Origin of the sequence: Rhodoferax sp. UBA5149 (genome assembly GCF_002413825.1) — a bacterium.
GTDB lineage: Bacteria > Pseudomonadota > Gammaproteobacteria > Burkholderiales > Burkholderiaceae_C > Rhodoferax.
Genome location: NZ_DHXT01000180.1, coordinates 18,323 through 36,006 on the forward strand (window position 1 = coordinate 18,323; position 17,684 = coordinate 36,006).

Below are 17,684 nucleotides of genomic sequence, written 5' to 3' on the forward strand. Positions count from 1 at the left end.
CCGAGCGGACCTTCATCTTTCAACCTACCGAGCTCTATGCGTCAAGCGAACCCAGCGCCCCCTGACATCCGCCCCCTGCCCCTGACCGGTCTTCGGGTGGTCGAATTCACCCACATGGTGATGGGCCCGACCTGCGGCATGGTGCTGGCCGACATGGGGGCCGAGGTGATCAAGGTCGAGCCGATTGACGGTGACCGCACCCGGCATTTGCTGGGCGCCGGGGCGGGTTTCTTCCCCATGTTCAACCGCAACAAGAAGAGCATCGCGATTGACCTGCACAGCCCGGCCGGCGCCGACGTCGCTCGCCAACTGGCGGCCACGGCGGACGTGGTGGCCGAGAATTTCAAGCCCGGCACCATGGCCAAGTACGGGCTGGATTACGCCGCGCTGTCCAAGGTCAATGAGCGCCTGATCTATGTGAGTCACAAAGGCTTTCTGCCCGGCCCCTATGAGCACCGCACCGCGCTGGATGAAGTCGTGCAGATGATGGGTGGCCTGGCCTACATGACCGGGCGCCCCGGCGATCCGTTGCGCGCGGGCAGCAGCGTGAACGACATCATGGGCGGCATGTTCGGCGCCATCGGTGCTTTGGGCGCGCTGATCCAGCGCGGCATCACCGGACGCGGCCAGGAGGTGCAGAGTGCGCTGTTCGAAAACAATGTGTTTCTGGTCGGCCAGCACATGCTGCAATATGCCATCACCGGCCAGCCCGCCGCGCCCATGCCGGCGCGCATCTCGCCCTGGGCGGTGTACGACGTCTTCACCGTCAAGGATGGCGAGCAGATCTTCCTGGCCGCCGTGAGCGACGCGCAGTGGCTGGCTTTCTGCGACGCCCTGGGATTGGCCGACCTCAAGGCCGATCCGCAGTACGCCAGCAACAACGACCGGGTGCGCGAACGCCCCACGCTAATCCCCATTCTGCGCGCGCGCCTGGCCGACCGCAGTGCCACGGAGCTGACGGCCTTGCTGGAGGCGCGCGAGCTGCCGTTCGCGCCCATTCGCAAGCCCGAAGAGCTGTTCGACGACGAGCACCTGCTGGCCACCGGTGGCCTGGCCGACATCACCCTGCCCGATGGCGCGCGCGCCGGGCAAACGGCGCAGACCACGCTGTTCCCGTTCACCATGGACGGCCAGCGCCTGGGCGTGCGCCTGTCGCCGCCCACGCTGGGGCAGGACACCGCGGCACTGCTGGCCGGACTCGGCTACACGGAACAAGCGATCGAGGCACTGCGTACCGATAACGCGGTGCGCTGACAATCGGCCTGTATGAGCAAGCTCAAGCAACTCGAATCCTTTGTCTCCGTCGCCACCCGCGGCAGCCTGACCGCCGCCGCCATCGCGGAAGGCGTGGCCCCGGCCATCATGGGGCGGCGCCTTGACGCGCTGGAAGCCCGCCTCGGCGTGAAGCTGCTGGTGCGCACCACGCGGCGTATTTCGCTGACGCACGAAGGCAGCGCTTTTCTGGAAGACTGCCAGCGTTTGCTCGCCGATTTGGCCAGCGCCGAGGCCAGTGTGTCGGCCGGCGGTGTGAAAGCCAGTGGTCACCTGCGCATCACGGCACCGGCCGGGTTTGGGCGTCGCCACGTGGCGCCGCTGGTGCCGCGCTTTCGCGAACTGCACGCCGATGTGACCATCTCCCTGAATTTAAGCGACCGCGTGGTCGATCTGGCCGGCGAGGGCTTTGACTGCGCGGTGCGGGTCGGCGACATGCCCGACTCGTCCTTGATCAGCGTGCGGCTGGCCGACAACCGCCGACTGTGCGTGGCCACGCCCACTTACCTCAAGCAACACGGCACGCCGGCCCACCCGCAGGAATTGTCCAAGTTTGACTGCCTGACCTTGTCCAGCGATGCCTCGCAAACCCGGGGTTGGGCCTTCAAGCTGCCCCAAGGCGATGGCCCTGAACTTATTTACCTCAAGCCGGGCGGCCCGCTGAACTGCTCGGACGGCCAGGTGCTGCACGACTGGTGCCTGGGCGGCTACGGCATTGCCTGGCGCAGCACCTGGGAGGTGGAGGCCGAGATTGCCGCCGGTCGTCTGGTCGCGCTGCTGGAAGATTTTGCGGCCCCGGCCAACGGTATTTATGCGGTGTTTCCCCACGCCAAGCATTTGCCCTTGCGCGTGCGCTTGTGGATCGATTTTCTCAAACACCATTACGGCCAGACCGGGTTTTGGCAGGCACCATGACAGCAGACGAAACCTCCGCCACGAAAGGCGTGATCTTGTGCGCCGATGATTTTGCCGTGCATGCCCCGGCCTCGCTCGGCATCGCCCAACTGGCAGCGCTGGGGCGCATCAGCGCCACCAGCGCCATGGTCTTGTCACCGCGCTGGCGGCAGGATGTGGCGCTGCTGCACGATCTGCGCGAGCGCATCGACGTCGGCCTGCATCTGGACTGGACCAGCGACTTTGCGATGGGCGCCGGGCACGGCCTGTCGCTGAAAGCCGCCATGCTCAAGGCCGCCATCGGTGGCTTCGACAGCACCGCGGAACGGAGCGTGACGCGGGGCGTGATCGAGCGCCAGCTCGATGCCTTCGAGGCGCAGTGGCAGGCGCCGCCCGACTATGTGGACGGCCACCAGCATGTTCAGCAGTTTGCCGGGATTCGCGAGGCGCTGGTGCAAGCCCTGGCCAGCCGCTATGGCGGCAGCAGGGGTCGCCAACCCTATTTGCGGATTTCGCGGGCGCCGTCGGGCCACGCCGATCTGAAAAGTCGCGTGATCGCGGCGATGGGCGCATCCGCTCTTGAAACAATAGCAGATCACGCAGGCATGACGAGGGCTAGCGCCCTATTGGGCATTTATGATTTTGCGGGTGACCAGGCGCGTTATGGTCGGCGCATGGACGGCTGGCTGAACGCCGCGCCAGCGGGCAGCATCATCATGTGCCACCCGGCGCTGTCACCGGAGCCCGGCGACGTCATCGGCGTCGCCCGCGCCCAGGAGTTCGCCTATTTCAGCAGTGCCGACTTCCCCACCGCGCTGGCCCAGGCCCGGGTGCAACTCGTTCGAGGCCGGATTTCAGCATCGTGACGGTGGTCCGGCCCGCTAAAATTCACCGGTGAATACCTCCCTGACCGAACGACAAAAATCCTGGCTGACACTGGCCGCTCTGTGGCTGCTGCTGCTGCTGCTGGCCGCCCTGCGGCCGCTGGCGGTGCCCGACGAGGGGCGTTACGGCGAAATCGGGCGCTGGATGCTGCAAAGCGGCGACTGGCTCACGCCGCGCCTCAATGGCATCCCTTTCTTTCACAAGCCGCCTTACCTCTACTGGCTGGAGGCGATGTCACTGGCCACCTTTGGCGTCAACGCGCTGGCCCTGCGCCTGGTGCCCGCGCTGCACGTGGGCCTGATGATCGTGGCCCTGTACCTGTCGGCGCGCAGCATCAGCAGCGAACAGATCGCGCGTCGCGCGGCCCTGATGCTGGGCACCAGCCTGACCTTCCTGATTGGCGGCCAGTACGTGAACCATGACATGCTGGTGGCGTGCTGGATCGGTGTCGCCATCTGGTGCTTTGCGTTTGCCTTCATGGCGGGAGAAAAACCCAACGCCACCCTGGCGCGGCTGGGTTTTGCGGCCTGCGCCTTGGGCATGCTCAGCAAAGGGCTGATTGGCATCGCCTTGCCGGGCCTGGTGATTTTTGTCTGGCTGCTCTGGACACGGCAATTCAAAAAAGTGCGGCATCTGCCGTGGCTCAGCGGCCTGGCCCTGTTTGCCCTGATTGCCCTGCCGTGGTTTGTCATTGCCCAGCAAAAATACCCGCAGTTCTTTGACTACATGTTCATCAACCAGCAGTTCAATCGCTACACCGCTGCGTCCTACAACAACCCGCAGCCCTGGTGGTTCTACCTGCTGTCGGTGGTCTTGCTCTTGTTTCCCTGGGTGTTCTTTACATTGAGTCAGGTTCGCAGGCCGGCGAGCCAGTCACTTGGCGCGGCTCCGCCCATGGCCAAGGAATGGTGGAGTCTGTGCTGGATCTGGGTGGTGGCCATCATCACTTTCTTCTCGATTCCCAACTCCAAGCTGATTGGCTATGTGCTGCCGGTGATGCCGGCGCTGGCGCTGCTGTCCGCACTGGGCTGGGAGCGCGCCATGGCCCACCGCGCCAGCGCGGGCAAGATTTTTGTCGGCTTGTGCCTGCTCAATATCGGCATTGCCCTCGCCATCGTGACCCAAGTGGGTAAGGTCACCCGCACCGGGCGCGCGCAAGACATCGCCCAGGCACTGGCCTGTGAGGCCCGACCATCCGACACCGTGTATGTGTCGGATGCGTTCCCCTATGACCTGCCTTTTTATGCGCAAACCGGTCAAGCCATGGTGGTCCTGGGAAACTGGCCTGAATTGCGTCGGACGGTGGGCGATGGCTGGCAGCGTGAGCTCTTTGAAGGCGCTGATTTTGATGCGCAGGCGGCCAAGGTATTGCAGTCGCCTGCGGAGTTGGCGAAGGCGGGTGCTGTGCCAGGCAACTGGTTTGCCACTCAGACGGGCAACCGTGTGGCCGACGGACTGACCGGCTGGAAGCTCTTTTACCAGGGGGCTGGCTGGGCGCTGTACCAGTCTGGCAGCCCCTTAGCGGCGGAAAGCCCAAAACCGGCTGAGCACAAAGGTTTGCCCGGCTGCAAAGACCAGCGCGACAAATAAGGCCAGTAGCGAGGGCCAACCGAGTCCCCGCAACAGCAGCACAAAGACAATTTCGTTACTGGCAAACCCGGCCAGCGCCGTAACGGCAAAGCGGCCCAGGCTGGTTACCACACTGGTGGCCGCATCCTTGAAGCTCAGCAGCCGGTGGCCGGAAAAACTGACAAAAAAGGCGATGCAAAAGCCCAGGGCATTGGCCAGTTCGGGCCACATCCAGGCTTGTGCCAGCGCAAACACCGCCATGTGCGTGAGGGCCGCGGCGCCCCCTACGCCCAAAAACCACAGGCTTGACGCGCTCAAAGCAGAGACGCTTCCTGTCGTGCCGCCGGCAAGGCCGCGCCCGTTGCAGGCAGGGGCGCCGTCAGTCCGCTGCCCGTGCGTTGGCTGATGAGGTAGGTCGGGCGCTGTTTGACCTCTTCATAAATGCGGCCCACATATTCCGCCAGCACGCCAATGGAGAGCAACTGGATGCCACTGAAAAACATCATGCCGACCACGATCGTGGCGTAACCGGGGACGGCGATGCCATTCACAAAAAAGTCCACCACCACCCAGCCGCCGTAGCCCAAGGAGAGCGCCGACAGCACCAGGCCGACCAGCGCCAAGGCCCGCAAGGGGGCAATGGAAAACGCCAGCATGCCGGTCAATGCCAGCGAGATGGAGCCGCGCAGTCCGAAATTGCTGTGGCCGTCGGCGCGCGGCAGTGGCTGGTAGTCGATGGCCGTGCTGTTGAAGCCGACCCAGGCGTACAGCCCTTTCATGAAGCGACTGCGCTCGGGCAGGCTTTTCAAGGCGTTCACCACCTTGCGATCCATCAGTCGAAAATCGCCCGCGTTGGCCGGGATTTTCACGCGGTTGCCGAAGTTGACCAGTTTGTAAAAAAGACCCGTCAGACTGACCTGCAACCCTGACTGGTCGTCGCGCGTTTTTCGCACCGCGTACACCACGTCCGAACCGGCACGCCATTTTTCCAGCATCTCGGGCAGCAAGGCCACCGGATGCTGGCCATCGGCATCCATCAAGACCACCACGTCGCCGCGAGTGGCATCAATGCCGGCCGTGAGTGCGGGCTCCTTGCCGAAATTGCGCGACAGCTTGAGGTAGACCACTTCGGGATGCGCCGCGCACAAGGTCTGCATGACCTGCGTGGTGTCGTCCCGGCTGCCGTCGTCGACCACGATCAGCTCGATGCAATCGCCCAATGACGAGAGTGTGGTCAAAATCCGGGGCACCACGGTGCCCAGATTGCGCGCTTCGTTGAACGCGGGAATGACGCAGGAAATGGAGGGGGACTGGTCAGAACGAGAAATCATGGCCGCATCATGCCAAAAGAAAACCCGATCCAGAGAAACCGGCGGGGTTTTTTTGCGAGATGTGAATCTGGCGCCATCGGCGTCCCCCGTAAAATCAGACCATGCTGTCTGTAAAAATTGAACTACTCGAAGTCCTGGCGCAAGCGCTGGAAAAATTGTCTCCCGGCGCCGGCGCCAAAGCCGCCTTTGAGTCGCCCAAGGTCGCCGCCCATGGCGATCTGGCCACCACCGCCGCCATGCAATTGGCCAAGCCGCTCAAGCTCAACCCGCGCCAGCTGGCTGAAAACCTGCGCGTCGAATTGCTGGCCGCCGCGCCCTTTCAGCGCTGGGTCGACGCGATTGATATTGCCGGTCCCGGCTTCATCAATATCAAACTCAAGCCGCAAGCCAAACAGCAAATCGTGCGCGAGGTCCTGGCGCAAGGTTCGAACTTTGGCAGCCAGGCCCTGACGGGTCACCGCATGCTGGTGGAGTTTGTCTCGGCCAACCCGACCGGTCCGCTGCACGTGGGCCATGGCCGCCAGGCCGCTTTGGGCGACGCCATCTGCAACCTGTACCAGACCCAGGGCTGGGACGTGTACCGCGAGTTTTATTACAACGACGCCGGGGTGCAGATCGGCACGCTCGCCACCAGCACCCAGTTGCGCGCCCGGGGCTTCAAGCCCGGCGACCCCGAGTGGCCCGAACAGGCCTACAACGGCGACTACATCGCCGACATTGCGGCCGACTTTCTGGCGAAAAAAACGGTCAAGTCCGACGACCGCGAGTTCACCGCCTCGGGTGACGTGGACGCGCTGGACGACATCCGCCTGTTCGCCGTGGCTTATCTGCGCCACGAGCAGGATCTGGACCTGAAGGCCTTTGCCGTCCAGTTTGACAACTACTACCTGGAGTCCAGCCTGTACCTCAGCGGCAAGGTCGATGACACGGTGAAGAAGCTGCACGAAGCCGGCAAGACCTACGAGCAGGACGGCGCCTTGTGGCTCAAGTCGACCGAATATGGCGACGACAAGGACCGCGTCATGCGCAAGGGCGACGGCAGCTACACCTACTTCGTGCCCGATGTCGCCTACCACATCACCAAGTGGGCGCGCGGATTCGAGAAGGTCGTCAACATCCAGGGCACCGATCACCACGGAACCATCGCCCGCGTGCGCGCCGGCCTGCAGGCTGCTGGCGTGGGCATTCCCCTGGGTTACCCGGACTACGTGCTGCACACCATGGTGCGCGTCGTGCGCGGCGGCGAAGAGGTCAAGATTTCCAAGCGCGCGGGCAGCTATGTGACGCTGCGCGACCTGATCGAGTGGACCAGCAAGGACGCGGTGCGCTTTTTCCTGCTCAGCCGCAAGCCCGACACCGAATACACCTTCGACGTCGACCTGGCCGTGGCCAAGAACAACGACAACCCGGTGTATTACGTGCAGTATGCCCATGCCCGTATCTGCTCGGTGCTCTCAAGCTGGCGTGAAAAGGACGGCGGCGACGTGGCCAGCTTGAGCCAGGCCGACCTCACGCCCTTGCAGAGCCCGCAAGCCCAGGCGCTCATGCTGCTGCTGGCCAAGTACCCCGAGATGCTGAGCGCCGCCGCAGCGGATTTTGCGCCGCACGACGTCACCTTCTACCTGCGCGAACTGGCTGCCAGCTACCACAGCTATTACGATGCCGAACGTATTCTGGTGGACGACGTCACCGTGAAACAGGCCCGCCTGGCACTGGTCGCCGCGACGGCGCAGGTGTTGCACAATGGCCTGGCCGTGCTGGGTGTCAGCGCCCCGCAAAAAATGTAAACCAATAACCTTGCGGGACAGACCTTCAGCTCTGTCCCCAACTGATTAGATAGAAGGAAGTACATGAAACAGCAACGCGGTGGAACCATTCTGGGGCTCATCATTGGGGTCGTGATCGGCCTCGGCGCCGCGCTTGCGGTCGCCGTCTATGTCACCAAAGTCCCGGTCCCGTTCGTCAACAGGGGGCAAAGTCGTACCGTCGATCAGGATGCCGCGGAGTCCAAGAAGAACAAGGACTGGGACCCCAACGCGCCTTTGTATGGCAAGAACCCGGTCAAGCCTTCCGCCGCGGCTGCGACGGATCCAACGGCCGGCGCTTCTGCGCCGACGACCAAGCTGCCGTCCGACGGCACGGCACGCAAAACCGAGGTCAAGCCAGCGGTGTCGGCCGATCCGCTGGGGGACTTGGCCAAAGCGCGCGCGGCCGGCGCGACGAGCGAGCCGTTCTCCTACTTCGTGCAGGTGGGCGCCTTCCGCACACCCGAAGACGCCGAAAGCCAGCGCGCCAAATTGTCTCTCAGTGGCGTGGAAGCCAAAGTGACCGAACGGGAACAGTCCGGGCGCACCGTGTTTCGGGTACGGGTCGGGCCATTTGATAAAAAAGATGACGCCGACAAGGCCAAGGAAAAACTGGACGCGGCGGGTCTGGAGACGGCTTTGGTCAGGGTCCAGCGCTAGCGCGGTGGCCTTGAACTTTTCTTACCTGGCGAGCTCTGATCGATTTAACTGGAGTGTTTGAAGATGAAACGACGTGATTTTTCCCTGACCTGTGGCGCGACTCTTGCGGGCGCTGCCTTTGTTCAGTCCACCGCCTTGGCGCAGGGCAAACCGCCTGAAGCTGGCACCGACTATTTGGTGGTGGAAAAACGCGCCGCCGTCGAGGCACCGGCCGGCAAGATTGAAGTCGTCGAGTTTTTTTGGTACAGCTGCCCGCACTGCAATGTATTCGAGCCGACCTTCGAAGCCTGGAGCAAGGGCGTCCCCAAGGACGTCGTGGTGCGACGGGTACCGGTCGCATTCCAGGACAGCTTTGTGCCGCAGCAGCGCCTGTTCTACGCGCTGGAGGCGATGGGCTTGGTGGACAAGCTGCATGCCAAGGTGTTCGCCGCCATTCACGTTGAAAAACAAGACCTGACCAAGGCTGAGGCGATCGCCGACTGGGTTGCCAAGCAGGGAGTGGACAAAGCCAAATTCCTGGCGCAGTACAACTCGTTCTCGGTCGCCACCAAGGCAACCCGGGGCACTCAGCTGCAAAACGCCTACAAGGTCGAAGGCGTTCCCGCGCTCGGCGTGGCGGGGCGTTTCTACACCGATGGCGATCATGCCAAGAGCATGGAACACGCCCTTCAGGTGGTGGAATTTCTGACCGCACGAGTCCGCAGCGGTCGATGAACTGACGGGGCCGACCTCGGGCCCCCTGCGCGTGCGGGCTGGTGCGCACGCAACACGACGCTGCTTCTGGTCGCTACAATCAAAAGGCAAGAAATTAATGCAAGATTCGTGCCTTTATGAAACCATCACTTTTTCCCGTGCTTTTGATCGCGGCATCGGCCCTGTGCGGGGGACTGGCCTGCGCTGAAAAAGCCGATCGCAGCAAACCCATGAACGTCGAGGCGGATGCCTTGCGTTACGACGATTTGAAGCAGACCAGCGTCTTCACCGGACGCGTGGTATTGACCAAAGGCAGCATCCTGATCCGGGGCGGCAAGGTCGAGGTCCGCCAGGACGCCGAGGGCTACCAGTACGGCGTGGTGAGCGCCGAGCCGGGCAAGCTCGCGTTTTTCCGGCAAAAACGCGAAGGACTGGACGAGTTCATCGAAGGCGAAGGCGAGGCGATCGAGTACAACAGCCGTGCCGATACCGTGAAGTTCACCAAGAACGCGCAGCTGCGGCGCTACCGGGGCGCCCACTTGAGCGACGAGATGACCGGCGCAGTGATCCTCTACAACAACAGCACCGACGTCTTCAGCATCGATGGCGCGGTGGCCACGGCCAGCCCGGGCGCAACGCCCGGACGGGTGCGCGCCATGTTGAGCCCGACGCCGGATGCTGACGCTTTGAAAGCAGGCAACGCGAGCACGCCGCAAACGCCGGCGCCGGCACTGCGCGCCACCACCACGCTGGGCGGGGAGAAAAAGTGACGCAAGAAGACACCGCTGTCAGCGAAAACCCCTCGCGGATCGACATGGCGAGCGGCGAGAGTCGGCTCGAAGCCAGCCACCTGCAGAAGTTCTATGGCAGCCGCAAGGCGGTCAAGGACGTGTCGCTGGTGGTGCGCAAGGGCGAGGTCGTCGGTTTGCTGGGCCCCAATGGCGCGGGTAAAACCACCTCGTTCTACATGATTGTCGGTTTGGTGCGGGCTAGTGCGGGCGACATCACGATTGACGGCCAGTCGGTCGAGCACATGCCGATCCACCGGCGAGCGCGCCTGGGCCTGAGCTATTTGCCACAGGAAGCCTCGATTTTTCGCAAACTCAACGTCGAAGACAACGTGCGCGCAGTGCTGGAGCTGCAGCATGACGAAAGCGGCAAACCGCTGGCCAAGCCGGAGATTGAAAAGCGGCTGACCGCCTTGTTGCAGGACCTGCGGGTGGAGCACCTGCGCGAAACCCCGGCGCTGGCCTTGTCCGGCGGTGAGCGGCGCCGCGTCGAGATTGCGCGCGCGCTGGCGACCCAGCCCCGTTTCATCTTGCTCGACGAGCCGTTTGCGGGGATCGACCCGATCGCCGTGATCGAGATCCAGCGCATCATCAGCTTCCTGAAAAATCGTGGCATCGGGGTGCTGATCACCGATCACAACGTGCGCGAAACCCTGGGTATTTGCGACCATGCCTACATCATCAGCGATGGCAGCGTGTTGGCCCAGGGCACCCCGTCCGAGATCGTCAACGATGCCAACGTGCGTCGCGTGTATCTCGGTGAACACTTCAAAATGTAGATGAAACAAGGTCTTTCCCTTCGTGTTTCACAACACCTGGCGCTGACGCCGCAGCTGCAGCAGTCGATCCGGCTGTTGCAACTGTCGACGCTGGAGCTCAGCCAGGAGGTTGACCAGATGCTGGACGACAACCCGTTCCTGGAGCAGGGCGCGGACGAGTCGCCACGCGAGGAGTTTGGTCTGGCGCAGATCGACACGCCGGTGCGCCAGGACGACATCGAAGCCGAATCCGCTACAAATTCAGTAGCTGACTACGCAATGGAGACGAGGGCTAGCGCCGAAACTGACAACGAAGTCACGCCACTCTCGGCGGACGACGGGCAGAGCTGGGAAGGCGACGGCAGCGCCACCCTGGCCGCCGACGACAGTGAATGGGGCGGCGACGCCAAGGCGCACAGCAACAACCTGAACGGCAACGAAGACGCCGATGTGACCGAGATGGCGCGAACCCAGATATCGCTGCAAAGCCATCTGCACGCGCAGGCGCTGGCGTTGCGCCTGAGTGCTGAAGACCAGGCCGCGCTGCGCTTCTTGATCGAGTCGCTGAACGACGATGGTTATCTGGAGGACTCGCTGCTGTCGCTGGCCCAGGGGCTGGCCGGCGACGATGAGGAACAGGTCGAACAACTGGTGCACCACTTCACCGTGGCCCTGTCCCTGCTGCAAAGCCTGGAGCCGGTCGGCGTCGGCGCGCGTGATCTGGCCGAGTGCCTGGGTTTGCAGCTGCGCGCCCTGCTGGCGCAGGCCGGATCGGAGCCGGCCCAGCAGGCGATGAAAGCGGTGGCGCAAGTCGCCCTGCGCATTTGTGCCCAACCGATGGACCTGCTGGCGCGGCGTGACGTGAAGCGCCTGGTGCAGCTGTGCGGCGCGTCGGACGCCGCGGTGCGGGAAGCCATTGCATTCATCGGCCGACTGGAGCCCAAGCCGGGGCGGCGCTTCTGTGATGTCGAACGCAACGTCGTGGTGCCCGATGTGCTGGTGGTTAAAACCGGCCAGGGCGTGCAAGCCAAATTTCGGGTGCGGCTCAATACCGATGTGATGCCGCGTCTGCGCGTGCACGACATCTATGCCAATGCCCTCAAGCAGCACAAGGGCGGCGGCAACGATGCGTCCAGCTATGCGGCGCTGCAGCAGCGCCTGCAAGAGGCACGCTGGTTCATCAAGAACATCCAGCAGCGCTTTGACACCATTCTTCGCGTCAGCACGGCCATTGTCGAGCGGCAAAAAAGCTTTTTCACGCACGGCGAGCTGGCCATGCGCCCGCTGGTGCTGCGCGAGATTGCCGACGAGCTGGGCCTGCACGAGTCCACCATCAGCCGCGTGACCACGGCCAAGTACATGGCGACGCCGTTCGGCACCTTCGAGCTCAAGTATTTTTTTGGCTCCGGCCTGGGCACCGACTCGGGCGGCAATGCGTCGAGCACGGCGGTGCGGGCCCTGCTCAAGCAATTCATCAGCGCCGAAAGCGAGACCAAGCCGCTCAGCGACAACCAGCTGTCCGAGATGCTCAAAGAGCAAGGCATCGAATGCGCCCGCCGCACGGTGGCCAAATACCGTGAGGGGCTGCGGATCGCCCCCGCCTCCTTGAGAAAAGCTTTATGAAACTTTGCGGGACAGACCGCAGCTACGCGCAGCGAGCCAGCTCTGTCCTCAACTGATTAGGTGATGTTTTGAACCAACTGCAATTATTTTTACCCTGCGCCGCCGGCGTCGAAGACTATCTGGCGCCCGAGGTGCTGCGCATCACCGGCTTGCCGCCGGGCTGCGTGACCAAGCAGCGCGGTGGCGTGGCGGTGCGCACTTCGCTCGCGCATGCCATGCTGCTCAACCTCTACAGCCGCCTGGCGCAGCGGGTCTTGGTGCTTCTGTCATTCACCGAGTACCGCAGCGAGCAGGACCTGTACCGCGCCGCCAGCGAGGTGGCGTGGGAGCGCTGGTTCACGCCGCGCGAAAGCATCAAGGTCGAGGTGACGGCGCAGCACAGTCCGCTGACCTCGCTCAACTTCGCGGCCCTCAAGATCAAGGACGCCGTGTGCGACCGTTTCCGCGTCACCGCCAACGGCGTGCGCCCGGACGTCAACACCCAGTGGCCCGATGCCCGCATCTACACCCACCTGACCACCGACCACTGCTCGCTGTACCTGGACACCTCGGGTGAGCCGCTGTTCAAGCGCGGCTGGCGCGAAGACAAGGGCGACGCGCCCCTGAAGGAGACGCTGGCCGCCGCCATGATCGCCGCCAGTGGCTGGATGGAGGGCGATGCCGATTTGCTGCCGCTGTACGACCCCTGCTGCGGCAGCGGCACGATTGCGATTGAAGCCGCGCAGATGGCCTGCAACATTGCCGCCGGCAGCCGCCGGCGCTTCGCCTTCGAGAAGTATTTGCCGTTCCGTCGCGCCGACTGGGAGGCCATGAAAAAAGAAGCTGCTGACGCAGAGGTGGTGAGGGCGCCAGGCCAGAAACCCATTATTTTTGGCAGCGATGTGGCGCACCGCATGGTCGACTTTGCCCAGCGCAACGCCGAGCGCGCGGGCGTCGCCGACGTCATCGAGTTCCGCGGTGGCGACGCCTTGCAGCGCATGCCGCCGGTGGCAGGCCCGGGCGTGATCGTGATGAATCCCCCCTATGGCGAGCGGATCGAAGTGGCCGGTGTGGCCGGTAGCGCCGCGCAGGAAGGTCGCTTTGGCGCGCGCGAGCTGCCGCAGCAAGAGGACGGTGGCGAGTTCTTCAGCCAGCTGGCCACGCACTGGAAGAAAAACTACGCCAACTGGACCGCCTGGGTGCTGACGCCCGACCTCAAACTGCCGAGCAAAATGCGCCTCAAGGAATCGCGCCGCATCCCCATGTGGAACGGCCCGATTGAGTGCCGCATGTTCCGCTTTGACATGGTGAAAGGTTCAGCGCGGCCTAAATGATTGTTCTCGATACCAATATCGTGCTGGACGCCTTTCTCTTCCACGATCCAGCGGCGGCGCCGCTCAAGCTGGCGCTGGCATCCCAAAAAATTCAATGGATCGCCACCCAGCCGATGCGCGACGAGCTGGCGCGGGTGCTGGCCTATCCGAAGATCGTCGTGCGTCTGACGTTCTACCAGCGCACCGCTGCCGCCGTGCTGGCGCAGTTCGATGAGCTGGTGCGTAGCGTCGATGTCGCCCCCAAAGCCAGCGTCACCTGCGCCGACCCAGACGACCAGAAGTTCATCGACCTGGCGGTCGCCCACAAGGCCCCGCTGCTGAGCAAGGACCGCGCCGTGCTTTGCATGGCAAAACGACTGCTAGCCCTCGATGTACGGGCGCAGACAGCTATTGATTTTGTAGCATAAACCTATTCATCCCCGGACCACGACCATGAACCAAGATCTGCCTCCCTCGCCTGTGAATCCCTTGGATGCCGCGTCCGGCCTCGCGCCCGAGCCCCTGAGCCCTGACGAGTTTGACGAAATCGACACCCTCCTGGACGAGCTGCGCAGCCGCTACGACGAGACGCCGCAGTGGGAATTTTGCGAAGGCTTCATGGCGGCCCTAATCTGCTGTCGTCGCCTCATCCTGCCGTCCGAGTACTTCCCCGTGTTGCTGGCCATTGGTGAGGAAGGCGCGCCGGATGAAGGCTCGTTCGCCGACGCCGCGCAGCAGCAGCGTTTCATGGAACTCTGGATGCGGCGCTGGAACGAGGTGGCGCAGGCGCTCGATGCCGACATCGAAGGACTGGACGACGACGCCGCCTACCAGCCCGAGGTGATGGATGTGCGTGGCGCCATCGCGGCGCTGCCCGAGGCGGAGCGCGCCGCCATCGAGCTGGATGCCGTGCCTTCCTTCGCTCAGGTGTGGGCCCTGGGCTTCATGTTTGCGGTCGAGGCCTGGCCAGAAGAGTGGGCCGCCCCGCGCGACAAGGAAGCGGTCAAGTGGCTCAACCGGGCGCTGGAGGCCATCGTCGCCATCACCGAAGACGATACCGACCCCGCCACGCTGTCGGTCTTTGACGACGACGGCCCGCCCAGCATCAGCCTGAAGCGCCTGAACGCATTTGCCGACGCGGTTTGGGCCGTGTACGACCTGCGCGAGCTCTGGCGCAACATCGGCCCGCGTGTGGAAACCGTGCACATAGCGCCGACGCCCGGACGCAATGACCCGTGTTTTTGCGGCAGCGGCAAGAAATACAAGAAGTGCCACGGCGCTTGAGTCACGGCCCGGTAATGCCTCACTGATTTGATTCCATGCCTCAGTTTTCAAAAATCGCGCCATCGTCCAGTATCCGGCTGTTGGATCGCTTTTACGGCCTCTTTCTCCTGGTTGGAATTGTCCTATTGACGATTGGCGTGCCCTTTGTGTTCTACCGCAAGACGGCTAGCGCTGTTGCCATATCGACCCTCATTCTTGCGGTATTGATCGCGTGGCGCATGAATCGCCGTGGGCAAGCCCAGAAGTCGCTCCTATTCTTCGCGCTGGTCATGTGGCTGACCATGGTTGCCTTGATTTATGCCGGCTTACCCGCGACCACGGCGGGCGCCGTCGTCATGGCGATGATGCTGGCAATCGTGGTTCATGTGCGCGCGGCGGCTATTTTTGGCACGTCGTATTTGCTCGCCTGGCTGCTGTACCTCACGTTGCAGAGTGCCAATCTGACGCCCGCGCCTTATTTTCCAGGGGCCATGATGTCGGGTTGGTTCGTCGGCGCGGTCGCCATCGGCCTGGTGCTGTTGCCGATTCCCGAGTTGGTTCTCAATCTGAGCAAGGCGGCATCCCTGCAGCGCGCCGTCATCGAAGCCGCCACCGATGGCATTCTGGTGGTGCGCAACAACGGCGAGATAGAGACCTATAACCAACGCTTCATGGACTTCTGGCACATTCCGCCGGAGTATTTGAGCACCCACAACTACCAGGACCTGCTGGATTTCGTGGCGCAACAACTGGACGATCCGGCGCAATTTCTGCAAAAAGTCCGCGATCTTGGTGCGCATCCCGATCAGTCCAGCGTTGACACCCTGCACTGCAAGGACGGACGCATGTTCGAGCGCCACTCCCAACCCCAGCGGCTGGACGAGCAGGTCGTCGGCCGCGTCTGGAGCTTTCGTGATGTGAGCGAAAGGGAGAGAACGCAGGCCGCCCTGCGCCATGGCAAGGAACAATTTGAAGCCATCCTGAACGCCACCTCGGAAAGCATTTTTTTGTTAGCCCGAGACGGGGTGATGCTGGCGATCAACGCCACGGCGGCGCTACGCGTGAAGCGCGAGCCCGAGCCACTGATCGGGCAATGTATTTTCGATTTTTTCCCGCCCGATGTGGCCGCCACGCGACGCGCCACGCTGGCGGAGGTGTTTCGTACCGGCCAGGCAAAATACGCGGAAGACATGCGCGCCGACCGGTCTTTTGCGCTCAACTACTACCCGGTCGTGCATCCCGATGGCGCCGTCGAGTCGGTGGCGGTCTTTGCCGCCGACATGACGGAACGCAAACGTGCCGAGGCGCAACTCATCGCCCGGGAGGCCCGCTTGACTTCGTTGATGGCGTCCATGCAGGACACGGTTGTGGTGCTGGATTCGCAGGCCCGGGTGCTGGAATACTTTGACCCGCAAGGCGCCAGCCATCCGCCGTTTCAGTCGCCCGATGGCGAGCGGCTGGGGAAAACATGCGACCAGTTGCTGCCAGCGGCTGCGATCCCCTTGTTTTCCGCGGCGATCGCCGCGCTCCTGGTGAACGATCAACCGCAAACGTTCATGTACACGGTCACCGACGCCGAACAGACGTATTTCTTTCTGGTGACGATGAGTCACATCAACGGCGCGCAACCCGGTGCGGGTGAATTTTTGACGGTGGTCCGCGATATCACGGTGCGGCGCAATGCCCGCAAGGAAATCGAGCGCCTGGCACAGCGCAACAAGCTGTTGCTGGACAGCGTGGGCGAGGGCATATTTGATATCGATCACGCGGGAAAAATGACTTTTACCAATCCAGCGGCCCTGGTGATGCTGGGGCTGACCGAGGCGCAGATGCTGGGACAGGATCCGCACGCCCTGTTTCACCACCACCACGAGGACGGCAGCCCATATCCGAAGGAGCAAAGTCCCGTTCTCCAGGTCTTGCATGACGGGAAACGCCGCCAGTTGGAGTCGGAGTGGTTCTGGCGGCAGGATGGAACGGGGTTCCCCGTGTCGCTGATCGTGACGCCCGTCGTCGAGGAAGACCAGCGGATCGGCTCCGTCGTGGTGTTTCAGGACATCACCGAGCGCCGGCGCGCCGAGGCGGAAATTCATCGGCTGGCGTTTCATGATGCACTGACCCTGCTGCCGAACCGGCGTTTGCTCAATGACCGGCTCGTGCAAATGATGGCCGCCTGCAAGCGCAGCGCGCAGTATGGGGCACTGCTGTTTCTGGATCTGGACAATTTCAAGCCGCTCAACGATGCCCACGGCCACGGCGTGGGCGACATGCTGTTGGTCGAAGTGGCGCGGCGCATCACGCGGTGCGTGCGCCAGATCGATACGGTGGCGCGATTTGGGGGAGACGAATTCGTGGTGATGCTGGGCAAACTCGAGACCGACCTGGATGCGGCGCGCCTGCATGCCGCTCTGGTGGCCGAGAAAATCCGTCTAGCGCTGGCGCAGCCTTACCACTTGATCATCCCGCAGGACGACGGTGTGGACATCCAGGTGCAGCATCGGTCTACATCCAGCATTGGTATCGCCCTGTTTCCCGAACCAGCAGCCAGCGCGGATGAAATTCTCAAACGGGCTGACCTGGCCATGTACCGGGCCAAGGAGTCAGGGCGCAATGCCGTGAGTTTCTAGCACTTCGGGCACGCCGCGGCGCGCCATCTCGAAGAAGGCCCGCAGCTGTGCGGCGGTCCCAAGCGGCAACTCCTCCGGGATGAAATGCCCGCCCGGCAGCGCCTGCCCCGTTACCTTGCCCGCGCACTGGTCCTGCCACAGCGCCAGCGGCTGGAATAGGCGCTGCACCACGCCGCGTTCGCCCCACAGCACAAGCATGTCGCAACTTATCTTGTCGCCCTGCG

General features: G+C 63.2%; 16 protein-coding genes and 1 pseudogene. 14 read left to right on the plus strand and 3 right to left on the minus strand.

What is annotated here, in order from left to right; all coding sequences use genetic code 11:
• The first annotated feature begins 36 nt into the window (after positions 1-36).
• From B3V69_RS16170 to B3V69_RS16185, 4 genes are read left to right on the plus strand one after another with little or no spacing between them, the layout of a single operon-like run.
• Positions 37-1,254, plus strand: a complete 1,218-nt coding sequence (locus B3V69_RS16170; protein WP_296448062.1) for a CaiB/BaiF CoA transferase family protein — start codon at positions 37-39, stop codon at positions 1,252-1,254.
• 12 nt (positions 1,255-1,266) lie between these two features.
• Positions 1,267-2,187, plus strand: a complete 921-nt coding sequence (locus B3V69_RS16175; RefSeq protein ID WP_296448037.1) for a LysR family transcriptional regulator — start codon at positions 1,267-1,269, stop codon at positions 2,185-2,187.
• The gene (locus tag B3V69_RS16180) at positions 2,184-3,032 is read left to right on the plus strand and encodes a ChbG/HpnK family deacetylase (RefSeq protein ID WP_296448038.1); all 849 of its coding nucleotides are present in this window, start codon (positions 2,184-2,186) and stop codon (positions 3,030-3,032) included. The genes B3V69_RS16175 and B3V69_RS16180 overlap by 4 nt, the downstream gene beginning before the upstream one ends.
• A 28-nt stretch (positions 3,033-3,060) precedes the next feature.
• Positions 3,061-4,641, plus strand: a complete 1,581-nt coding sequence (locus B3V69_RS16185) for an ArnT family glycosyltransferase (protein WP_296448039.1) — start codon at positions 3,061-3,063, stop codon at positions 4,639-4,641.
• On the opposite strand, the gene B3V69_RS16190 is transcribed toward B3V69_RS16185, so the two are convergent.
• Positions 4,570-4,938, minus strand: coding sequence for a GtrA family protein (locus B3V69_RS16190; protein WP_296448040.1), 369 nt, complete (start codon positions 4,936-4,938; stop codon positions 4,570-4,572). The genes B3V69_RS16185 and B3V69_RS16190 overlap by 72 nt on opposite strands.
• Positions 4,935-5,951 carry a glycosyltransferase family 2 protein gene (locus B3V69_RS16195; protein WP_296448041.1) on the minus strand — a complete coding sequence of 339 codons (1,017 nt, stop codon included), beginning with the start codon at positions 5,949-5,951 and terminating at the stop codon, positions 4,935-4,937. The genes B3V69_RS16190 and B3V69_RS16195 overlap by 4 nt, the downstream gene beginning before the upstream one ends.
• A gap of 101 nt (positions 5,952-6,052) precedes the next feature.
• Between B3V69_RS16195 and argS the strand changes: the two genes are divergently transcribed.
• The 10 genes from argS to B3V69_RS16245 all read left to right on the plus strand — a co-directional run bounded on the left by argS (position 6,053) and on the right by B3V69_RS16245 (position 17,460).
• Complete coding sequence (argS, locus tag B3V69_RS16200; RefSeq protein ID WP_296448042.1) at positions 6,053-7,738, plus strand: arginine--tRNA ligase; 1,686 nt, start codon at positions 6,053-6,055, stop codon at positions 7,736-7,738.
• Positions 7,739-7,801: 63 nt separating this feature from the next.
• The gene (locus B3V69_RS16205; protein WP_296448043.1) at positions 7,802-8,416 is read left to right on the plus strand and encodes an SPOR domain-containing protein; all 615 of its coding nucleotides are present in this window, start codon (positions 7,802-7,804) and stop codon (positions 8,414-8,416) included.
• 63 nt (positions 8,417-8,479) lie between these two features.
• Positions 8,480-9,130 carry a thiol:disulfide interchange protein DsbA/DsbL gene (locus tag B3V69_RS16210; protein WP_296448044.1) on the plus strand — a complete coding sequence of 217 codons (651 nt, stop codon included), beginning with the start codon at positions 8,480-8,482 and terminating at the stop codon, positions 9,128-9,130.
• Positions 9,131-9,246: 116 nt separating this feature from the next.
• Positions 9,247-9,879, plus strand: coding sequence for a lipopolysaccharide transport periplasmic protein LptA (gene lptA, locus B3V69_RS16215; RefSeq protein ID WP_296448045.1), 633 nt, complete (start codon positions 9,247-9,249; stop codon positions 9,877-9,879).
• A gap of 44 nt (positions 9,880-9,923) precedes the next feature.
• Entirely contained in the window at positions 9,924-10,676 is a 753-nt protein-coding gene (lptB, locus tag B3V69_RS16220) for an LPS export ABC transporter ATP-binding protein (RefSeq protein ID WP_296448063.1), read from the plus strand.
• Positions 10,677-12,278: an RNA polymerase factor sigma-54 gene (gene rpoN, locus B3V69_RS16225; protein WP_296448046.1), complete on the plus strand. Its 1,602-nt coding sequence runs from the start codon at positions 10,677-10,679 to the stop codon at positions 12,276-12,278.
• A gap of 68 nt (positions 12,279-12,346) precedes the next feature.
• Positions 12,347-13,591 carry a THUMP domain-containing class I SAM-dependent RNA methyltransferase gene (locus B3V69_RS16230; protein ID WP_296448047.1) on the plus strand — a complete coding sequence of 415 codons (1,245 nt, stop codon included), beginning with the start codon at positions 12,347-12,349 and terminating at the stop codon, positions 13,589-13,591.
• The gene (locus tag B3V69_RS16235) at positions 13,588-13,998 is read left to right on the plus strand and encodes a putative toxin-antitoxin system toxin component, PIN family (RefSeq protein ID WP_296448048.1); all 411 of its coding nucleotides are present in this window, start codon (positions 13,588-13,590) and stop codon (positions 13,996-13,998) included. The genes B3V69_RS16230 and B3V69_RS16235 overlap by 4 nt, the downstream gene beginning before the upstream one ends.
• A gap of 25 nt (positions 13,999-14,023) precedes the next feature.
• Positions 14,024-14,854 (plus strand): UPF0149 family protein, encoded by an 831-nt coding sequence (locus B3V69_RS16240; protein WP_296448049.1) that lies wholly within the window; start codon positions 14,024-14,026, stop codon positions 14,852-14,854.
• Positions 14,855-14,889: 35 nt separating this feature from the next.
• Positions 14,890-17,460 carry a sensor domain-containing protein gene (locus B3V69_RS16245; RefSeq protein WP_296448050.1) on the plus strand — a complete coding sequence of 857 codons (2,571 nt, stop codon included), beginning with the start codon at positions 14,890-14,892 and terminating at the stop codon, positions 17,458-17,460.
• Here the strand turns inward: B3V69_RS16245 and B3V69_RS16250 are convergent.
• Positions 17,434-17,684: pseudogene (locus B3V69_RS16250) on the minus strand (hypothetical protein); the annotation flags it as partial. The gene B3V69_RS16245 and the pseudogene B3V69_RS16250 overlap by 27 nt on opposite strands.